Below are 18800 nucleotides of genomic sequence, written 5' to 3' on the forward strand. Positions count from 1 at the left end.
ACAAAACGCGGCTTCGCATAAGAGCGGGGCAGGAGAGAACGATGACCGAACTACAGGACCAACCCAAGCTCAAAGCCGCACAACGCCCGCGTACAGCCGCGCGTGTTGCCGCCGTGCAGGCTCTGTTCCAGATTGAGCAGAATGGGGATCGTCCGGATTCCGTTATTGAGCAGTTTCTGGTCCATCGGTTTGGCACGACCCTGAGTGGTGAATCCTACGAGGATGGGCGTATTCCCGAAGCGGATGTGGCCCTGTTTACCGCCATTGTAAAAGGAGCTGTTTCCAACCGTACGGCCATTGAGGGCGATATTGTCCAGACCCTGCCCTCTACATGGCCGATCGAACGGCTGGACCCGGTCCTGCGTGCTCTTTTTGTGGCAGCCATTGCGGAGTTCCGCTATGCAGAAGTGCCTGCCGCAGTCCTGATCAATGAGTATATGGACGTGGCACATGGCTTCTTTTCCGGGGATGAGCCACGTCTGGTGAATGGTGTGCTGGATACGCTTTTCAAAACCCCCACACCGGTTGAAGATCATGACAGCACCGTCGTCCCCCCCGCCGAAGACTGATCTGCCGCCGGAGTTTGCGTTTATACGGCGGCATTTTTTAGCGCTTGCTGGCCCTGCCGCTCTGAACCTGCAGGATGACGCCGCAGTGTTCTCGCCCCCACAGGGGCGCGAAATGGTGATGGCGGTAGATGCCATGGTGGAAAATGTGCATTTTCTACCAACCGATCCCCCCGATACAATCGGCCGCAAGCTGTTGCGGTGCAACCTGTCTGACCTTGCCGCCATGGGGAGCAGGCCGGAAGGCTGGCTTCTGGCGTTTGCACGGCCCCCCCATATTACGGATGACTGGGTAGAGCAGTTCTGTCAGGGGCTGGCGCAGGATCAGGCCCGCTTCGGGCTGAGCCTGATGGGAGGCGATACAACCTCTACCTCCGGGCCGCTTGTTCTCTCGCTGACCATTGTTGGCTCGGTCCTGCCCGGTCAGGCTATCCGGCGGTGTGGTGCGCGTGCGGGAGATGGACTATGGGTTAGCGGCACCATAGGAGACGGCGCTCTGGGCCTGCGCGTGTTGCAGGGGGTAGAGCCTTCTCTGGCTGACCCTGCAGGCTATCTGGCGCAACGCTACCGCCTGCCACAGCCACGGATAGGGTTGCCTCTGCATGGTCTGGCATCTGCTGCTATGGATGTGTCCGATGGGCTCGTGCAGGATGCAGGCCATCTTGCGCGGGAAAACGCCCTGCATGTGCGTATTCTGGCCGACCATGTGCCGCTCTCGGCTGCGGCGCGCGCTTTGGAGCCCGCATGGCGGGAAGTCTGCCTGACTGGCGGGGATGATTACGAAATCCTGTTTGCCGTACCCGCTGAGCGGGAGCATCAGCTTCTGTCCTGCCCAAGTCTGCCCACTCCGTACGGGGCGGTGCCTGTGACCCGGATAGGCCAGTTTGAACCGGGTGAGCCGGGTGTGTCCGTGATTGATGGTGCAGGCCAGCCTATGCAGTTCAGAACCAAAGGCTGGAGCCACCTGTAAGCCGGGCTATGCGGTTCTGGTGTAAAGGCCTGTCACAAGATTGTGGCGTTTGCCTGTAATGGTGGTGGAGTCAGGCGTCTGGCTGAACCAGAATCTTCTCATACATACGATGTCGTTTGTACGGAGTAGGGGCAATACGCTCAATAAGGTTCCGCAGCCCTGTGTGTGTTTCCAGCACCCAGCCCAGTTCAATGGTCCGGTAGGGCAGGACATGCCCGCGCCGCATCAGTTCATCAATAATCAGAACAGGCAGCATGGCGCGCAGGGCGGTGCCCATATATTTCTGACGCACACCAAGAAGCACAACCCGGGCGGAATGGAAGTTATGCCTGAGAATGCGTGATCCCAGTTTAAGCCAGCCCAGAGGAGAGGGTGCGCCGCCAAGATCCCCACTGATGTCAAACATATTGGGAATTACCAGCGCTATGGCGGCGGGTTCGCCCTCAACTTCGGCCAGCACATACTGCTCGGGCCGCAGGATGGGTTTGAGCGCCTTGAGCAGGGATTCAACTTCGTGGGAAGTCAGGGGGACATTACCCCAAGTGTTGGCCCAGGCATCATTATAGATTTCGCGCAGGATTGTGGCGTCTTCTGTAATATGTTTAAGGCGCAGACCACGCATGGTAATCTTGCCAAGGCGCTGGCGCAGGTTGGGGGGAATCTGGTTGGCGCGTTCGGCCTGCGGTCCTGTTTCCATACGGTAGGAGAGCAGGTCCATCGCTTTTGCAAAGCCTGCTTCCTCAATGGCCGGGCCGAGGGTTGCGGGGTGCCATGGCGTGCCGATCATGGGCATTTCGTTCTGCCCTTCAATCATCACGCCGGACTGGCCGTTGCTGTTCAGTGTCCACGGACCACGGATGCGTTCTACGCCGCGTGTTTCAAGCCACTGGGTGGCGGCTTCAAGCAGCAGGGGAACGCAGGCGGGTTCTGCCGTGTCCAGCGCACCAAAAAAGCCGGTTCTGGGGCCGGGTTGCTTGAGCACAAGGGAATCTATCTGGGCAGATATGCGACCAATCGGTTTGCCATCCCGCCATGCCAGAAAGTAACACGCAAAGCCGTGGTCGTAAAAAGGCGCTTTTTTGGGGGAGAGCATATCGCGCTCTTCCATGTCCAAAGGGGCAACATATCCGGGCAGAGCATCGTAAAGTTTGCGCGGAAGCTTTATAAAGAGAGAAAGCTGACGTGAGCCCGAAACAGGGGAAACGGTAATCTGAGTCGGGAAAGACATTGCCCCTCCATGGAACGGAAGATGAAAAACTCCACGGGTGATGCCTCATTCTCTCTCAATGGGAAAGGAAAAAATGTGAAATCTGATGCATCGGGGAAGGGCGTTCTGCGTTCCGTGCTGATTACTGGGGCTACGGGCGGCATTGGTGCGGAGCTTGCGCACCATTATGCGGCACCGGGCCGGACCCTGATTTTGTGGGGCAGAAATGCCCAGCGGCTGAGCCATCTGGCCATGGAATGCTGCGCCAGTGGGGCTGTGGTGCATACACGCCAGATTGATCTGTGCGATGGAGCCGCAGCTCTGAAGGCCTTTGAGGAAGATGATGCAGCCCACAGGCCTGACTGCGTGGTGCTGGGTGCGGGGCTGTCTGATATCCAGTCTCTGGACGACAAAACGGAAGACCCGCAGAAGGTGCTCCAGCTTGGGCTGGTCAATTATGCAACGCCGGTTACGCTGGCCACGGCAGCAGCCAAGAGCATGGTGGAGCGGCGCAGTGGGCATATTGCGCTCATAGGCTCGGTTGCCGGGTTTTATGAAATGCCCTTTTCTGCCGCCTATAGCAGCTCCAAATCCGGACTGGCATTTTTTGCTAGGTCGGCCGGGCTTGCCTGGCGGCAATATGGCGTTCAGCTAACATTGATCGTGCCCGGTTTTGTGGACACGCCCATGAGCCAGCGGCTGGAAGGTCCGCGTCCTTTTCTGGTTCCAGCCAAAAAGGCAGCCCGCCTGATTGCCCGCGCCATTGCACAGGGGCGGCGGGAATATATTTTCCCGTGGCCGTTCCGCGTTCTGCGGGTGGTTGAACGCCTGCTCCCCCAGAAACTGCGCGAGTATATTCTGCTGCGTCTGGCTGTGGGGCAAACGGAGCGATAAATCAGAGGCAGGGTGATTACACAAAAGGCCCGGCAGGTTCTGCCGGGCCTTTTGCATGGCTGGGCCGTAAACCGCCGGTTAATGCGGCTTACGGTTCTGATCCGCTGTTCGATCAGAACGGTGCGTCAATATCCACCACGTCAATCAGCTTGTGGTTGACAAATTCCTTAATGCCGAGGCCGATCAGCTCGCGGCCAAAGCCGGAGCGGGCCACGCCACCAAACGGCAGGTCGGCTTTGACCATTGTCGGGTGGTTGATGTAGACCATGCCGGTGTAAATGCGGCGGGCCACTTCCACCCCAAGCTTGGTGTTCTGCGTAAAGACAGAACCGCCCAGACCGTAGGGAGAGTCATTGGCAATGCGAATGGCATCTTCGGTGTCTTTTGCGCGGTAAAGCTGGGTAACCGGGCCAAAGAACTCCCACAGGCGGGCGGGGTTGTTTTCCAGGTTGGTGAGCAGCACCGGGCGGAAAAAAGCGCCTTTTTCGGGCACAGGAGCGCCAATAACTTCGGCTTTGGCGCCCAGCTTGCAGGCTTCATCAACCTGTGTGCGCAGGTCGTCCGCTGCCTTCTGGGAGGAGAGCGGGGCCAGCGTGGTAGCCGGGTCCATCGGATCCCCTGCCTTCAGTTCAGCAACGCCTTTTTTGTAGAGTTCTACAAAGCGGTCATAAATGGCGTCAGCCACGATCAGCCGCTTGGAAGAAACGCAAACCTGCCCTGCATTCCAGTGGCGGCCAAAAACAGCCCATTTGACCGCTTTTTCCAGATCGGCGTCTTCGAGCACGATAAATGCGTCCGAACCACCAAGTTCCATGGTCGCTTTTTTGAGCGCCTTGCCTGCAACAGACGCCACAATGGCGCCAGCGCCTTCGGAGCCGGTCAGGGCCACGCCGCAGACGCGCGGGTCGTTCAGCACGGTTTCGGTGTGATGACGGGCAAGGTACAGGTTGCGGAATGCCCCTTCCGGCAGGCCAGCTTTGCGCATCAGGTCATCAAATGCCGCGGCACACTGCGGCACGTTGGAGGCGTGCTTGAGGATGACCGTGTTCCCGGCGGAAAGCTGGGGCGCGATGATGCGGGCGATCTGGTAGTAGGGGAAGTTCCACGGCTCAATGGCAAACACGATGCCCTGAGGTTCATGGACCAGCATGGCCTGACCCTCTTCGGGGTTTTTAACCGGCAGGGCTTCGGCGGCCAGCAGGCGCTCGGCGTGTTCGGCGTAGTATTCAAAAATTTCGGCCGAGAGCGTGACTTCGGCTTTGGCTTCGCCAAAAACCTTGCCCATTTCCAGCGTCAGCAGAGCGGCGTAATCGTCCATGTTGTCACGCAGGATCTGTGCTGCGGCAGACATAACCTTCGCGCGTTCGGCAAAGGAAGTACCACGCCAGGACTGGAATGCGGTATAGGCTGTGTCCAGTGCGGTCTGCACTTCCTGGTCGGTCGCATCGGCAAAAGTTTTGACGACTTCGCCCGTGTAGGGGTTTGTTGTGGCGTAAGCCATAAGCCTGTTCTTCCTTGGCTGTGTGATCAGTGGTGCCACAATGGGCCGGAAGAGGGCGAGGGAGATAGAGCAATTCTACCCACTTCTTGCCTGATTCTCTCTGTCAGGCTATTTGGTCGCTGTTTCAGGCAAGACATGGGTATGGCTGATTGCCTTATTCTGCTCTGTCTGGAATGGTTTGGGCTGCTCTGCCGTTCTGGACCGGAGGGAGTGGCTGCGTAACTAAAGAGGCATATATGGTCGGTAATCTGGCGGAATTGCAGAATCTGGTGCTCAGGCACTGTACCCATTCCACGGTGACAACCGCCATTCCCGAACTCACGCTCTACCGGGCCGAGGTCGTGAGCGAACCCATTCCCTTCGTGTTTGAACCCCGCGTGTACGTTATCGTGCAGGGCAAAAAGCAGGTCATGCTCCGGGACCGGGTGTTTGATTATGATGACAGCCACTACCTTGTTACGGCCGTGGACCTGCCAGTAGCGGGCTGCATTACACAGGCCACGCCAGAACGCCCCTATCTGGCCCTGTGTCTGGCACTGGACCCCGCCCTGATCGCGGAACTGCTGCTGGTGGTGAACGAGCAGCAGGTAGACCCCAATCAGGCGTGCATTATGGGTATGGGGCTAAGCCCGCTTAACTCGGCCATTACCGAGCCACTCTTGCGGTTGATGAAGCTGCTGGACCAGCCGGAGGATATTCCCATCCTCAAACCCCTGATCGTGCGTGAGCTGCTTTACCGGCTGTTACAGGGGGATCAGGGGTGCGCACTCAGGCAGATTGCAACGGCTGGGAGCAACCTCTCCCACATTAACAGAGCCATCCACTGGATTGCCCAGCATTATGCGGAACCGTTTGATATTGGTCGGGCGGCCCGTGTGGCGGGTATGGGGCTTTCCACCTTCCACCGGCATTTCCGCGCAGCGACCAACATGAGCCCCCTGCAATACCGGACCCAGTTGCGCCTGCAGGAAGCACGCAGGCGCATGGTCAGCGAGAATGTGGATGCCGCAGAAGCCGCCTTTGCCGTGGGGTATGAGAGTCCCTCCCAGTTCAGTCGGGAATACCGGCGCATGTTCGGGCGGCCCCCGGCAACGGATGCGCTGTGCGTAAGGGCGGACCAGCTTCTGGAGCGCAATGGTGCCAGAGCGCTATACGCCCATCAGGCCCATTGCAGCTAGAAAGAGTTATGTAATTTCTGGCATGATTGGTGCAGTATTGGTGCAGTGGAAATGTATGAATACTGCGCGCAAACCGTATCCTTCTGATATCAGCGATGAAGAATGGTCGTTGATTATTCCGTATCTTCTTCTGATGAAAGAAGACGCGGAACAACGGCATCATGATCTGGGGGAACTGTTCGACGGTCTTCGGTATGTGATCCGTTACGGTATTACCTGGCGGACGATGCCGAACGATCTTCCGCCGTGGACTCGGTGTATCAGCACTCTTGGCGCTGGATGGAAGCGGGCTGTTTCGAGGCTGTTGTCCACGATCTTCTGGCCCTACACGTCACCCCGGCAGACAGGGACGACCGGGCAGAATGCTGGGCTCCAAGGAAAGTAACGGGTGGCTTACCATCGGAAAAGAATATGTCGGAGTGAGCGTTTACGGGAGAGGAGACCGCCTCGACTACAGAATTGTGGGGGATGATGGATTTACTCCTGCATTGCAGTCTGCGTCTCCCACGACAATCGTGAGCCCGCTTACAATGGTGCCGTCAGAAAACTGCTGATGTCGATCATGAAGCTGCCATCGGCCTCAATCCCAAAATAGCGCGTGACATCATCGGGCGCGGCCTGTTGCAGGGAGCGGATGGCTGCGACCCGTTCAGGCGGTGTTTTCGTCCGCGCGATCCAGCTTTCGAAATCCATGCGCAGGCGATGTGTCCCGACGCTCTGAAGAATAAACCCCGCCTGTCCCACCATGGCCGTCCATTCGGCCACAGTATAATCCCGAACATGCGATATATCACGCAGCAACTCCATCGACTGCAACCAGCTGTCCAGTAGACCGGACGGAGGGGCTGTCACATCAATGAATAAAGCCATTCCTGATGGTGCCAGCACACGTCGTGCTTCCCGCAGCCCTGCCAGCGCATCAGACCAGTGATGGGTCGTAAAGCGACAGAAGACGGCGTCGAAGCTTCCATGTTCAAAAGGGAGCTTTTCTGCTGGAGCCTGCACGATCGTGACGTTGGATAGTCCCTGTCGTGCCGCTTCCTGCGCGACGGCATCCAGCATCGGACCCGTTACATCACAGGCGACAACCTCTCCGACATGGGGAGCGAGCCGATAGGTGACGTGACCTCCACCGCAGCCGATATCCAGAACACGTCGCAGTTCCTTGCCCGCTACCAGGCTTTCGACCCTGTCCAGATCGCTGCCCTGACTGTGGACCGTACTAGTCACATAATCCTGCGCCCGTAAGGCATAGTGCTTTGCCGTATAAGGTTCCGACACCTTTTCTGTCTCCACTGTTTTATGATTCGTTGCAGTTCAGGCTGTCAGATGCAAAAAACAGGGATAAGGTCTTTCTTTATACTGGTATAAAAACCACCATCATGAATCTTTCCTCCGAACAGCATCGTGCTCTCGGGACTTTCCTGCGCGCGCGTCGTGATACCCTCTCACCGGTGGATGTTGGTCTGCATCCGCTCCCAGGACGTCGTCGGGCAAAAGGGTTGCGGCGGGAAGAAGCCGCCCAGCTCTGCGGCATCAGCACGACCTGGTATACGTGGCTCGAACAGGGCCGGGATGTCTCCTGTTCGGCGGCGACGCTGGCACGCATAGCCACGGCCCTGCATCTGTCCTCTGCTGAACGACTGTACCTATTCGAACTCGCGCAGATGAAAGACCCCAATGCGTCGCGGCCTTCTATGGCATCAGGTCTTCCCGAGGAGGTCCGGATTTTTCCCGAGCAGATGGCAGTGCCCTGTTATGTGCTCGATCCCCTCTGGAATGCCTGCGCCGCCAATGGCGCGGCCCGGCATCTTTTTGCCGGTTGGCTGGACGGTAAAGAACGCAATCTGCTGCGCTATGTTTTTCTTGCATCAGACGCCCGTAGTTTTCTTGATAATTGGGAAAACAGCGCGCGACGGGTGCTGGCAGAATTCAGGGCTGTCAGCATTCGTGGTGACAAACCGCAAGTGAACGCGCTTGTGCAGGAGATGCGATCCCGAAGCTCCGATTTTGAGCGTCTCTGGCACAATCAGAGTGTTTTATTGCGGGAGGGTGGCCCGCGCAAGTTTCATCATCCCATTGATGGCCCCGTTGATTTTGACCAGACCACTCTGACTTTTACAACATGGTCGCAATATCAGTTGGTAGCATTGAAACCACGATAACTATTTTGAAGTCAGACTGGACATGTCGGTTTTTCAATAATTACCTAGCGTGGACAGGAATAACGACAGTTTGTGCTTCACGAACTGCGTATTCGCTTGATGGGGTAGTGATCCATTTGCCCATCTTCCGAAAGGAACGTGGCGTGTTCAGCTTGCGCCTGCGCCATCAGGAGATGGTCAAACGGATCACGATGATGCAGAGGCAAAGACATCAGGATCTGCAAGTGTTCGGGCTGTATCGGCAGCAGAGAGAAGCCTTCCTCAGGAATGGTTGCCAGAATATCGTTCATATCCGCATCCAGTTTTCCGATGCGGATTTTAACCGCAATCTCCCATAGTGACACGATACTCACCAAAATATCGTGGGCCGGATCTGCGATAATTTCCCTTGCACTCTCACCCAGTCAGTCGGAGTCCGAAAGCCACCACAGCAACGCATGCGTATCGAGCAGAACCTTCACAGGTCGCGTTCCATGCTTTCAAGAACATCCGGCGGTGTCATCATATCATGTACACAGAAGGAGGAAGTAGAGAATTCCTAAGGCATGTTCGATTTCAGAGATCCGTGGCTTCCAACAATACCAGAGCATCCTCGACGTCCACCCCAAGGTATCGAACCTTACTATCCAGTTTTGAATGACCCAACAGGATCGGCACGGCCCGGATATTACCGGTGCTGCGTCTGGCTGCTGGGAAGACGGCTGAGCCGACATACAGTCATCATTGACAGCCGGACACTGCGTTCGACCCCGGAGAGCGGATCGCGCAACTCCTCATGCAAAGTGCATAACACCCTCTAGCACGGCCGGGAGCCTTACGAGGGAGCGGATGACACAACCCGATGCTGGACAACCTGACCCACAATAATCAGGGCAGGGCTGGTTATGTGGTTGTCCGCAACCTGCTGGGGGAGTGTGCTGAGAGTGCCGCTTAATACCCGCTGGTGTGGCAGGGTGCCCCCTTCCACAATGGCTGCGGGCCAGTCTGCTGGCAGGCCATGCTCTACCAGCCGGGCACAGAGCTGCGCAACCAGCGTGAGGCCCATGTAAATAACAATGGTCTGGCTGCGCAGGGCGATGGTTTCCCACGCCAGATTCAGGGTGCCATCGGCCCGCGCATGGCCGGTAATAAACAGGCAGGCCTGTGCGCAGTCACGGTGTGTGAGCGGTATGCCCGCATAAGCAGCGCACCCGTTGGCGGCCGAAATGCCGGGGATAATGCGGAATGGCACGCCTGCGGCCATCAGTGCCTCTATTTCCTCCCCGCCACGGCCAAAAATAAATGGGTCGCCCCCTTTAAGCCGCAGTACACGTTCCCCCGCTTGGGCGCGGCGGATGAGTTCGGCATTAATGCCATCCTGAGGGAGTGTGTGGTTGTTGGTCTGCTTGCCAACAAACACCCGCTCGGCATCGCGGCGCACGTAGTTCAGAATATCCGGCCCAACCAGATTGTCGTATAAAACGCTATCTGCATCCTGCATGAGCCGCAGTGCCGCGAGCGTCAGCAGGTCCGGGTTGCCCGGGCCTGCGCCGACAAGCCACACTTCCCCTGTTCTGGCATGGCCCTGGTCCAGAATGCGGTCGAGTTCGTTCCGGGCGGCCTGCGTGTTGCCCGCCATGGCCAGAGCGCCACCTGCTCCATCCAGAAAATCTTCCCATACACGGCGGCGTATGGCGGAATCCGGTACGCGGGTGCGCAGGGCCAGACGGCTTTGCTGCATGAATGCCGCCAGCCTGTGCAGGCCTGCGGGCATAATTTCTTCAATTTTCGCGCGGAGCCTGCGGGCCAGCACAGGGGCGGCCCCACCGGTGGACACCGCAATCTGCACAGCGCCGCGTGTGGTCATGGCCGGGGTAATAAAGCTGGAAACCTCGGGAGCATCGACCGCGCATACGGGTATGTTCATGCTCTGGCACAGTGCGCTGAGTTCAGCATTGAGCGCACGGTTGCTGGTGGCCAGATAAACCATACGGCAGCCGGGCAGGCGGGCTGTCAGGCTTTCTACCGTGGCGTCCTGGCGTGTGACCTCCGCCTTGCCGTCCGCCACAAGGCGTTCGAGTTCGGGGCAGAGTGTGGGGGAGAGAATTTCCACCTGCGCACCTGTAGGCACAAGAAGCTGCACCTTGTTGGCCGCGACATTACCGCCGCCTGCCACAAGAACACGTGCTCCTTCCAGATGGAGCATGATGGGAAACCAGCTGGTTTGCTCAAATGAATCTTGCATGAGTCATGCTGCAAGCAGGGTTTTGCCCGCGATGCAAGAGGAAGCTGCGTCAAAAGGCATAAAAGTGGATGCCTGCCGTGCCATGGAGCGCTTTGACAAGATCCAGTCGGGCGGCCTAACACGAACGCGGGCCAGCCCCTGTATGATTGCGGGCAAAAGGTGGAACAGGGTTGAGTATCCGGCGTTCTGGCTGAATGGCTCAGTTCCGGCATGGGGGTGGATCTGGTGCCATGGACCATGTTGTTTTTTACAGGGTGTGGCGTACTGGCATGGTGGGGAGATATCTTCCCGGTTCAGGTGCTCAGGTGGCCGATCAGACGGGAGTAACCGGGGTGTATGGCGGTTTTGCTCAGCCGGAAGTCAAAGGGTGGTGCCCGGGTCTTTTTGCCCCCATGGAAGCTGCGGATGGCTGGCTTGTGCGCGTGCGGCCTACGCTGGGGCGGCTGGAGGCGGCACAGGCATTTTTGCTGGCGGATGTGGCCCAAAAGCAGGGGAATGGTCGCATAGGGCTCACCAACAGGGCCAGCCTGCAACTGCGTGGGTTTGGGGTTGATGCTGCGCGCCGGTTCCCAGAAATTGCCGTGGCTGCGGGGCTTGGCCTGTCCGATGCGGGTATGGAGCGGCGTCAGGCCATGCTTGTTTCCCCTCTGGCGGGGGATGACCCGACCTGCGCGGCGCAGACCGTGGCCTGTGCGGAGTCCCTGCGTACTGCGCTGATCGGTGCGGAAGAGCTAACGGCCCTGCCGGGCAAATTCGGTTTTGCAGTGGATGGTGGTGGGCTTTACCCCACAGGGCTGTTGCAGGCGGATATTACCCTGCGCGCCACGGAAGATGGGCTGTGGTCCGTTGTGTGCGGCACCATGTGTGCGGTTCCCACTACTTATACGCTCGCAGTTGGGCAGGCCGTTGCTTTGGCGCGTGCTTTTGTAACATCGCACCAAAGCGTGCGCCCCCAGCGGGACCGGGCGGTAGGGCAGGTGCTGTTCCAGATTCTGGGGCTGGCGGGGCAGGTGCTAGCACCCAAACCTGCTCAGGCCGAGGTTTGCTGTGGCCGTGTTGGGCCACTGGGGCACGGATTGTTTGCCCTGTCTGCCCCTATGGGGTGCATGAGTGCGACCATGCTGCATGATTGTGCAACGGTTGCTGCAACGCAGGGTGATGGCATTTTGCGCCTGACCCCATGGCTTACTCTGGTGCTGGGCGGCATGGAGCAGGCGCCAGCTGTTGCCGGTATGGTAACAGACCCCCATTCCTCCCTCCTGCGTATCTGGGCCTGTAGTGGGGCCAGTGCTTGTGCGCAGGCTGCCGGGGAGACGGAAAATCTGGCGCGTAATCTGGCTCCGCTGCTGCCTGCAGGGGCCAGCCTGCATGTTTCGGGTTGTCGCAAGGGATGCGCCCATCCGGGCTCTGCCGATTATACTCTGGTGGCAGGCGATCAGGGTTACGGGCTGGTGCGCAATGGTTCGGCTTCGGGGGATGTGGAAAGCCTGTTCGTAGGTGAACAGGCTGTTTATACAGCATTTGAATCATTCAAAAAGGAAGGAGCGGTGGATGTCGGCCTATGAGTATATTCGGGATGGGGCGGCCATCTACCAGCGTTCTTTTGCAACCATTCGGGCAGAGGCGGACCTGAGGGCCTTTACGCCGGAGCAGGCTACCGTAGTTGTGCGCATCATTCACGCCTGCGGTATGGTGGATGTGGCGCAATCGGTTGCCATGAGCGCGGACCTTGTGCCGCGCGCCCGGCAGGCTTTGCGTGATGGCTGTGCCATTCTGTGTGATGCGGAAATGGTGGCAAGGGGGGTAACCCGCACCCGTCTGCCAGCCGATAACGAGGTAATCTGCACATTGCGTGACCCGCGCACACCGCCGCAGGCCTTGGCCATTGGCAATACCCGCTCCGCCGCCGGGCTGGATTTTTGGGGGGACAGGCTTGCTGGGGCTGTTGTGGCCATAGGCAATGCCCCTACGGCCCTGTTCCACCTGCTGGAAATGCTGGATGCCGGTGCCCCCCGGCCTGCCGCGGTGCTGGGCGTGCCGGTGGGCTTTGTCGGGGCGGCTGAATCCAAGGAGGCGCTGACCAAAAGGCATGACGTGCCATGGCTTGTCGTGCACGGTCGGCTTGGGGGGAGCGCCATGGCTGCGGCCGCCCTTAACGCCCTTGCCTGCGAGGTTGAATAATGGCGGGCACACTCAGCATTGTTGGTGTAGGGCCGGGTGACCCGGAATTGATCACCCTGCGCGCCGCACGTCTGATTGGGTCTACCCCGGTGGTTGCGTATTTCTGTCGCGAAAAACACCCCAGTCAGGCACGGACCATTGCGCAGGCTCATATTGGCCCTGCCACGCGGGAAATGCGGCTGATTTACCCGTTTACAACCGAGGTTTCGGTCAACGACCCGGCATACCACCAGAACATGTCCGCCTTTTATGACCAGAGTGCTGAACGGCTGGCTGAAGAACTGGCAGCAGGTAACGATGTTACGCTCCTGTGTGAGGGCGACCCGTTTTTGTATGGCTCGGCCATGTATGTGTTTGATCGGCTGCGAACACGCTGCCAGACGCAGGTTGTGCCCGGCATTATGGCCATGAACGGCTGCTGGGCTCAGGCCCTTGCCCCCATGACCCATGGGGATGATGTGCTGTGCGTGTTGCCTGCAACCTTGCCCGAGGCCGAACTGGCAGACTGGCTGGAGCGTGCTGATGCCGCCGTGATCATGAAGATCGGGCGGAATATGCCCCATGTCCGTCAGGCCATAACCCGTAGCGGACGTATGGACGAAGCCGTGTATGTGGAGCGCGGTACGCAGGGAGCGCAGGTGATCGCCCCCATGGCGGAGCAGGATGGCAAAGCCCCGTATTTTTCCCTTGTGCTCCTGCCCGGAAGGAAGCGTGTACGATGAGCGGTGGTTCTCTGGTCATTGTGGGGCTTGGCCCCGGTAATCCGGAGCAGTTGACCCCGCAGGCACGCCATGCTCTGGCCCGCGCAACGGATTTGGTCGGCTACGCCCCCTACGTCAAACGGGTGGAGGCAGGGCCAGAGGTTGTGCGCCATATTTCAGACAACCGGGAGGAAATCTCCCGCGCCCGGCACGCGCTGGAAATGGCCCTGAGCGGGCGGCATGTAGCCGTGGTCTCAGGCGGGGATGCCGGCGTGTTCGGTATGGCAAGTGCTGTGTTTGAAGCGGTGGAAAATGGCCCCGTCATTTGGCGTAGCCTCCCTATTCAGGTCATTCCCGGAGTGAGTGCCGTGCTGGCTGCGGCCGCCCGGCTTGGGGCACCGCTGGGGGGAGATTTTTGCGTTATTTCCCTTTCCGATAACCTCAAGCCGTGGCCGGTTGTGCTGGAGCGTTTGCGTCTGGCGGCTCAGGCGGGGTTTGTTATTGCGCTGTACAATCCGCGCTCGCATGCGCGGCCGTGGCAGCTTGGGGCCGCGTTTGAGCATCTGCGGCAAAGCATGGGGGGGGATGAACCCGTTGCATTTGCCCGTGCCATCGGGCGGCCGGATGAGGCCGTTCGCCTGTCCACCATTGCGCAGGCCAATGCGGACTGGGCAGATATGAGTACACTGGTGCTGATTGGCTGCCCCGCAACACGGCTTGTCAGCCGCCCGGACGGGCAGGAACCTTGGCTTTATACAGCGCGCAAGGTTGAAGCAGCACATTGATGCAGCCAGGCCAGAGCAGTTGTCGCGTCTTTGGCATGCGGGGTATCCTGCGCAGGAGGGCGGGAGACCATCAGCACAGGTACATCCAGTATGCGCGCGGCTTCGAGTTTGGCACGGGTTGCAGTGCCACCGGAGTTTTTGGTGACCAGCACGGTAATCTGGTGTTCACGCATGAGTTTAAGCTCGGCCTCCAGATCAAACGGCCCGCGTGCACAGATCACACTGGTCTGTGGGGGCAGGTCAGCCGGGCAGGGTGGCTCAATGGAGCGGAACAGATAGTGGTGCTGGGGAGCTGCCAGAAAAGGCCGGGTTTCCTTGCGTCCGGTCGTCAGGAACACGGACTGCGGTTTGGCATTCCATCTGCTGGACCGGGCAAGTGCGCTGGCGGCTTCGGCAATACTGGGCACCATAAACCACGTGTCCTGCGGGGTGGCGGTCCAGCCCGGTCGTTCCAGCCGCAGGAGAGGCCGTTGTGTGGCGGCGCAGGCCATGGCGGCATGCTGGCTCATTTGTGCGGCAAATGGGTGGGTCGCATCCACAACGGCATCTATGGCATGCTCACGCAGCCAACTGGTCAGCCCCGCTACGCCGCCAAAGCCTCCGATGCGTGTGGTCATGTCCGGCAGGTGCGGCTGGCTGGTCGCTCCGGCAAGGGAGAGCACGGCATGGCAGGTCGGCCATGTTGTGCCCAGCATGCGGCACAGGCTACTGGCTTCCGTTGTGCCCCCCAGCACCAGCACACGCAGGCTGGGCGGTATGGTGTTCCCTGCGTTGGTGCAGGGGGGGGGAGGTGTTGGGAGCATGCAAAAACCTTGGCGGCGAATGATAGCAGTCGATCTATACCTGCTCCCTACAAGCGTGGGCAAGCACGGGTAGTTTTGGTGCGCTGTATGTTGGAAGGGGTAAGCAATGCCAGAACCGCATAACCCTGAGGCCACGCCGTGGCTGAGTGTAATCGGGGTGGGAGAAAATGGTCTGGACGGGCTAAGCAGCACGGCCAGAACCCTGATTGCGCAAGCCGAGTATGTTTTTGGTGGTGCGCGCCATTTGGGGCTGGTAGCTCCTCTGCCACAAGGCCGGTGTGTGGCATGGTCCCCCCCCTTTAGTGCTGGGGTGCAGCAGGTTCTGGCCTTGCGTGGGCACTCTGTTGTTGTATTGGCCTCGGGCGATCCGTTTTTTTACGGGGTGGGCGGTGTGCTGGCTCGCAGTCTGGAGGCGGGGGAAATGCTTTGCCTGCCTGCTCCATCGTCTGTGGCGCTGGCCTGTGCGCGGCTTGGCTGGGCGCAGGAGCAGTGCCATGTTGTGTCTGTCTGCGGTAGGCCCATGGCGCGACTACGGCCATTTTTGCAGCCACGGGCGCGCTTGATTGTCCTTTCCGCCGATGCGCAAACACCGCGCGAACTGGCTAAGTGGCTGGTGGAGCTGGGGCTGGGGACTGTCCGCTGCTCCGTTATGGAAGCACTCGGCGGACCTAACGAGCGGTGCCGTAGCTTTATGGCCAAAGATGGCCCACCGGATGATGTTGCCAGCCTTAACCTGCTGGCGCTGGATGTGCCCGCAGAGGTTACAGAGGCCTGCCTGCCCCGGTGCAGCGGCCTACCTGACACCTGTTTTGAGCATGATGGACAGCTAACACGGCAGGAAATAAGGGCTGTAACCCTTTCTGCTCTAGCCCCGCGTGCTGGGGAACTGCTGTGGGATATTGGAGGGGGGGCGGGCTCTGTTTCCATCGAATGGATGCTGTCAGCCCAAGGGTGCCGCGCCATAACGCTTGAAAGCGTGCCAGAGCGCGCAGCCCGCATTGTACGCAATGCGCAGGCACTGGGTGTGCCCGACCTGCACGTGGTGCAGGCCCGCGCCCCGGATGGTCTGGGCGGGCTGGACATGCCGGATGCCGTGTTTGTGGGTGGCGGTGCCAGCAGGCCGGGTGTGTTGGAGCAGGCCTGGGCGGCGCTGCGCCCGGGTGGGCGCATGGTGGTCAATGCCGTGGTGGTGGAAACAGAATCCCGGCTTGTGCAGGCCATGCAGGAGTGGGGGGGGCGGCTTACCCGCCTTTCCGTCGCCCGGCTGGACGGGGTAGGAGGCTTCCATGCTTTTCGGCCCGCCATGACTGTCACCCAATGGGTGGCCAGCAAGCCCCATAGCGCATGATCGTGGTGGGCATGGGCTGGCAGAGTGCCGCGCTGGCGGAGCATGCGCTGGAACTGGTTGCGCAAAGCCTGTGCATGGTCGGAGCCTGCGCGCCTGATTACATTGCGGTCCCTGATTTTAAAAACGCGGATACCCTGCCCCACAGTGTTGCGCGCAGATGGGGGGCTGGGGTGTTGTGGATTACACATACGCAACTCCAGCAGGTGCAAGCTGCCTGCCATACGGCGTCCCCCACGGTTATGCGGCATGTGGGGGTTGCATCTGTTGCGGAGGCATGTGCTCTTGCCGGTGCGGGGGATGGAGCGCGGCTGTGCCTGACCCGTCAGGTATTGCGTGGTGTAACCTGCGCGGTGGCAGAAGGAGATAGAAAGTGACTGTTCATTTTATTGGGGCTGGCCCGGGGGCTGCGGACCTGTTGACCATTCGGGGGCGGGATATTCTGGCGTCCTGCCCGGTCTGCCTGTACGCCGGGTCCATTGTGCCGCCTGATATGCTCCAGTATTGCCCCGACAATGCCCGGCTGGTGGATACGGCTCCCATGTCTCTGGATGAGATTGAGGCCGAATATGTGCGCGCCCATAAGGCGGGGCAGGATGTTGCGCGCCTGCATTCGGGTGACCTGTCCATTTACAGCGCGGTTGCCGAGCAGATCCGCAGGCTGGAGCACAACGCAATCCCATGGACCATGACCCCGGGTGTGCCAGCCTTTGCAGCTGCGGCATCTGTTCTGGGGCGGGAGTTGACGGTGCCGGGTGTGGCGCAAAGCCTTGTGCTGACCCGTGTTAATGGCCGTGCCTCGGCCATGCCCGAGCGTGAAAAACTGGAATCCTTTGCCGCAACAGGGGTCACGCTGGCCATACACCTTGCCGTGCATGCCTTGGGGCGTATTGTGGCCGAGTTAACGCCGTTTTATGGCCCGCAATGCCCTGTGGCCATTGTTGCCCGCGCATCATGGCCCGACCAGATTGTGCTGCATGGCACGCTGGAAAGCATTGAAAAAGAACTCGAACAGAACCCGATCGAGCGCACGGCACTCGTGCTGGTTGGCCCCGCCCTTGCTGGCATTGCCGGGCGGGAGAGTGCTTTGTATGACCCCGATTACCGCCGCCGGTTCCGCAGCTAGGGGGTAAAAGGCCCATCAGCCTTGCCGACAAGTGTGCCAGAGCGGTCAAATACCAGCACATCCAGAAGCACAGGGGCGGGGGTGAGGGTTTTGTGGGCAACTGCCCATGCCGTATGTGCAATGACCTCACCCAGTGGGAAGTTGTGGGTACGGGCCAGCAGAAAAGCTTCCGCTACCGTGGGGCTGGCGTGGATCAGCTCTGGCAGGGTGTCTGGAGCGCCATGTTGCGCGGCCAGTTGGGCCAGTGCAGGCATGTCTGCCCGGCTGCGGCTGGAGTGCAGGTCCAGACAGCCCTGACCAAGTTTGGTCATCTTGGCAATGCCGCCAGCAAGGCTCAGGCGGGGGATAGGGTGGTGGCGGATATATTTGAGCAGTCCGCCCGCAAAATCCCCCATTTCAATCAGGGCCATATCCGGTAGGCCGTACAGGGCCTGCCCAGCTTTTTCCGACACATTGCCCGTAGCCCCCAGCACATGGGGCAGGTTTTCTGCCCGTGCCACATCAACTCCGCGGTGAATGCTCTGTATCCATGCCGAGCATGAAAACGGCATGACAATGCCCGTTGTACCCAGAACGGACAGCCCCCCCACAATGCCCAGCCGTGCATTGAGTGTGCGCTTTGCCAGTTCCTGCCCGTGATCAATGCTGATTGTAACTTCCGCGTCCGGGAGTGTGCCGTTATTGGCCTGTGTCAGCGCTGTGCGGATCATGGCGCGGGGGACGGGGTTAATTGCGGGTTCACCCGGTGGCAGTGGCAAGCCGGGGCGTGTTATGGTGCCAACACCCGGCCCGGCCTTGAATACAAGACCCGCCCCGGCAGCCAGAGCGCGTACCGTGCAGCGGATCATGGCGCCATGTGTAATATCGGGGTCATCCCCTGCGTCTTTTATCACGGCAGCACAGGGCGCATCGGGCGTGCCACCATACTGGCACAGGCTGAAGGCAACTTCCTGCCCCGCTGGCAGGGTAATGGTCACGCTGGCAGGAGGTTCATGCCCCAGCAGTACCAGCCATGCGGCTTTGGCTGCAGCCGTTGCGCAACTGCCCGTGGTCCAGCCACGGCGGAGGGGAGGGGCACTCTGCTTCATGCCCTGTTCGTGTCTCATATTATGCGGGGGAGATGCAAATATGAATGGGGCAGGGGCGGAGCCGGG

At 59.7% G+C, this 18800-nt stretch carries 19 protein-coding genes and 1 pseudogene; 13 read left to right on the forward strand and 7 right to left on the reverse strand.

Annotated elements, in window-relative coordinates; all coding sequences use genetic code 11:
- Window positions 1–41: 41 nt before the first annotated feature.
- Together nusB and thiL are read left to right on the forward strand one after the other, a co-directional pair.
- Window positions 42–569, forward strand: a complete 528-nt coding sequence (gene nusB, locus HNR55_RS14125) for a transcription antitermination factor NusB (RefSeq protein WP_166116404.1) — start codon at window positions 42–44, stop codon at window positions 567–569.
- Window positions 535–1536, forward strand: a complete 1002-nt coding sequence (gene thiL, locus HNR55_RS14130) for a thiamine-phosphate kinase (RefSeq protein WP_166116406.1) — start codon at window positions 535–537, stop codon at window positions 1534–1536. Before nusB ends, thiL begins: the two co-directional genes overlap by 35 nt.
- Window positions 1537–1606: 70 nt before the next feature.
- Here the strand turns inward: thiL and HNR55_RS14135 are convergent, their stop codons facing one another.
- Window positions 1607–2764: a hypothetical protein gene (locus HNR55_RS14135; protein ID WP_166116408.1), complete on the reverse strand. Its 1158-nt coding sequence runs from the start codon at window positions 2762–2764 to the stop codon at window positions 1607–1609.
- Window positions 2765–2785: 21 nt separating this feature from the next.
- On the opposite strand from HNR55_RS14135, the gene HNR55_RS14140 reads away from it, so the two are divergent.
- Window positions 2786–3637 (forward strand): SDR family NAD(P)-dependent oxidoreductase, encoded by an 852-nt coding sequence (locus HNR55_RS14140; RefSeq protein WP_166116410.1) that lies wholly within the window; start codon window positions 2786–2788, stop codon window positions 3635–3637.
- Between the two features lie 112 nt (window positions 3638–3749).
- Here the strand turns inward: HNR55_RS14140 and HNR55_RS14145 are convergent, their stop codons facing one another.
- Window positions 3750–5138 carry an NAD-dependent succinate-semialdehyde dehydrogenase gene (locus HNR55_RS14145; RefSeq protein ID WP_166116412.1) on the reverse strand — a complete coding sequence of 463 codons (1389 nt, stop codon included), beginning with the start codon at window positions 5136–5138 and terminating at the stop codon, window positions 3750–3752.
- A 236-nt stretch (window positions 5139–5374) separates the two neighbouring features.
- On the opposite strand from HNR55_RS14145, the gene HNR55_RS14150 reads away from it, so the two are divergent.
- Together HNR55_RS14150 and HNR55_RS14155 are read left to right on the forward strand one after the other, a co-directional pair.
- Window positions 5375–6316 (forward strand): AraC family transcriptional regulator, encoded by a 942-nt coding sequence (locus tag HNR55_RS14150; RefSeq protein WP_166116414.1) that lies wholly within the window; start codon window positions 5375–5377, stop codon window positions 6314–6316.
- A 55-nt stretch (window positions 6317–6371) separates the two neighbouring features.
- Window positions 6372–6679 (forward strand): annotated as a pseudogene (locus HNR55_RS14155) (transposase); the annotation flags it as partial.
- 162 nt (window positions 6680–6841) lie between these two features.
- Here the strand turns inward: HNR55_RS14155 and HNR55_RS14160 are convergent.
- Window positions 6842–7597: a class I SAM-dependent methyltransferase gene (locus HNR55_RS14160; protein WP_166116416.1), complete on the reverse strand. Its 756-nt coding sequence runs from the start codon at window positions 7595–7597 to the stop codon at window positions 6842–6844.
- 101 nt (window positions 7598–7698) lie between these two features.
- Here HNR55_RS14160 and HNR55_RS14165 point away from each other — a divergent pair, with 101 nt between their 5' ends.
- A complete protein-coding gene (locus tag HNR55_RS14165; RefSeq protein WP_166116455.1) occupies window positions 7699–8481 on the forward strand; it encodes a helix-turn-helix transcriptional regulator in 783 nt (260 codons plus the stop codon).
- Window positions 8482–8558: 77 nt separating this feature from the next.
- Here HNR55_RS14165 and HNR55_RS14170 read toward each other — a convergent pair whose 3' ends face one another.
- Together HNR55_RS14170 and cysG are read right to left on the reverse strand one after the other, a co-directional pair.
- Window positions 8559–8885 carry a type II toxin-antitoxin system VapC family toxin gene (locus HNR55_RS14170; RefSeq protein WP_306309628.1) on the reverse strand — a complete coding sequence of 109 codons (327 nt, stop codon included), beginning with the start codon at window positions 8883–8885 and terminating at the stop codon, window positions 8559–8561.
- Between the two features lie 410 nt (window positions 8886–9295).
- Window positions 9296–10705: a siroheme synthase CysG gene (cysG, locus tag HNR55_RS14175; protein ID WP_166116418.1), complete on the reverse strand. Its 1410-nt coding sequence runs from the start codon at window positions 10703–10705 to the stop codon at window positions 9296–9298.
- 230 nt (window positions 10706–10935) lie between these two features.
- On the opposite strand from cysG, the gene cobG reads away from it, so the two are divergent.
- From cobG to cobJ, 4 genes are read left to right on the forward strand one after another with little or no spacing between them, the layout of a single operon-like run.
- Complete coding sequence (gene cobG / locus HNR55_RS14180) at window positions 10936–12270, forward strand: precorrin-3B synthase (protein WP_242005616.1); 1335 nt, start codon at window positions 10936–10938, stop codon at window positions 12268–12270.
- On the forward strand, window positions 12257–12886 hold the full coding sequence (locus HNR55_RS14185; RefSeq protein ID WP_166116420.1) for a precorrin-8X methylmutase: 630 nt from the start codon (window positions 12257–12259) through the stop codon (window positions 12884–12886). The genes cobG and HNR55_RS14185 overlap by 14 nt, the downstream gene beginning before the upstream one ends.
- On the forward strand, window positions 12883–13608 hold the full coding sequence (locus tag HNR55_RS14190) for a precorrin-2 C(20)-methyltransferase (RefSeq protein WP_166116459.1): 726 nt from the start codon (window positions 12883–12885) through the stop codon (window positions 13606–13608). Before HNR55_RS14185 ends, HNR55_RS14190 begins: the two co-directional genes overlap by 4 nt.
- Entirely contained in the window at window positions 13605–14372 is a 768-nt protein-coding gene (gene cobJ, locus HNR55_RS14195) for a precorrin-3B C(17)-methyltransferase (protein WP_166116422.1), read from the forward strand. Before HNR55_RS14190 ends, cobJ begins: the two co-directional genes overlap by 4 nt.
- Here cobJ and HNR55_RS14200 read toward each other — a convergent pair.
- Window positions 14339–15175 carry a cobalt-precorrin-6A reductase gene (locus HNR55_RS14200; protein WP_166116424.1) on the reverse strand — a complete coding sequence of 279 codons (837 nt, stop codon included), beginning with the start codon at window positions 15173–15175 and terminating at the stop codon, window positions 14339–14341. The genes cobJ and HNR55_RS14200 overlap by 34 nt on opposite strands.
- A 106-nt stretch (window positions 15176–15281) precedes the next feature.
- Here HNR55_RS14200 and cbiE point away from each other — a divergent pair, with 106 nt between their 5' ends.
- From cbiE to cobM, 3 genes are read left to right on the forward strand one after another with little or no spacing between them, the layout of a single operon-like run.
- A complete protein-coding gene (gene cbiE / locus HNR55_RS14205) occupies window positions 15282–16523 on the forward strand; it encodes a precorrin-6y C5,15-methyltransferase (decarboxylating) subunit CbiE (protein ID WP_166116426.1) in 1242 nt (413 codons plus the stop codon).
- Entirely contained in the window at window positions 16520–16897 is a 378-nt protein-coding gene (locus HNR55_RS14210) for a cobalamin biosynthesis protein (RefSeq protein ID WP_166116427.1), read from the forward strand. The genes cbiE and HNR55_RS14210 overlap by 4 nt, the downstream gene beginning before the upstream one ends.
- Window positions 16894–17646 (forward strand): precorrin-4 C(11)-methyltransferase, encoded by a 753-nt coding sequence (gene cobM / locus HNR55_RS14215; RefSeq protein ID WP_166116429.1) that lies wholly within the window; start codon window positions 16894–16896, stop codon window positions 17644–17646. Before HNR55_RS14210 ends, cobM begins: the two co-directional genes overlap by 4 nt.
- On the opposite strand, the gene HNR55_RS14220 is transcribed toward cobM, so the two are convergent.
- Window positions 17643–18734 (reverse strand): cobalt-precorrin-5B (C(1))-methyltransferase, encoded by a 1092-nt coding sequence (locus HNR55_RS14220; RefSeq protein ID WP_166116431.1) that lies wholly within the window; start codon window positions 18732–18734, stop codon window positions 17643–17645. The genes cobM and HNR55_RS14220 overlap by 4 nt on opposite strands.
- Window positions 18735–18800: the final 66 nt, after the last annotated feature.

Origin of the sequence: Acetobacter lovaniensis, from assembly GCF_014207635.1 — a bacterium.
Taxonomy (GTDB): domain Bacteria; phylum Pseudomonadota; class Alphaproteobacteria; order Acetobacterales; family Acetobacteraceae; genus Acetobacter; species Acetobacter lovaniensis.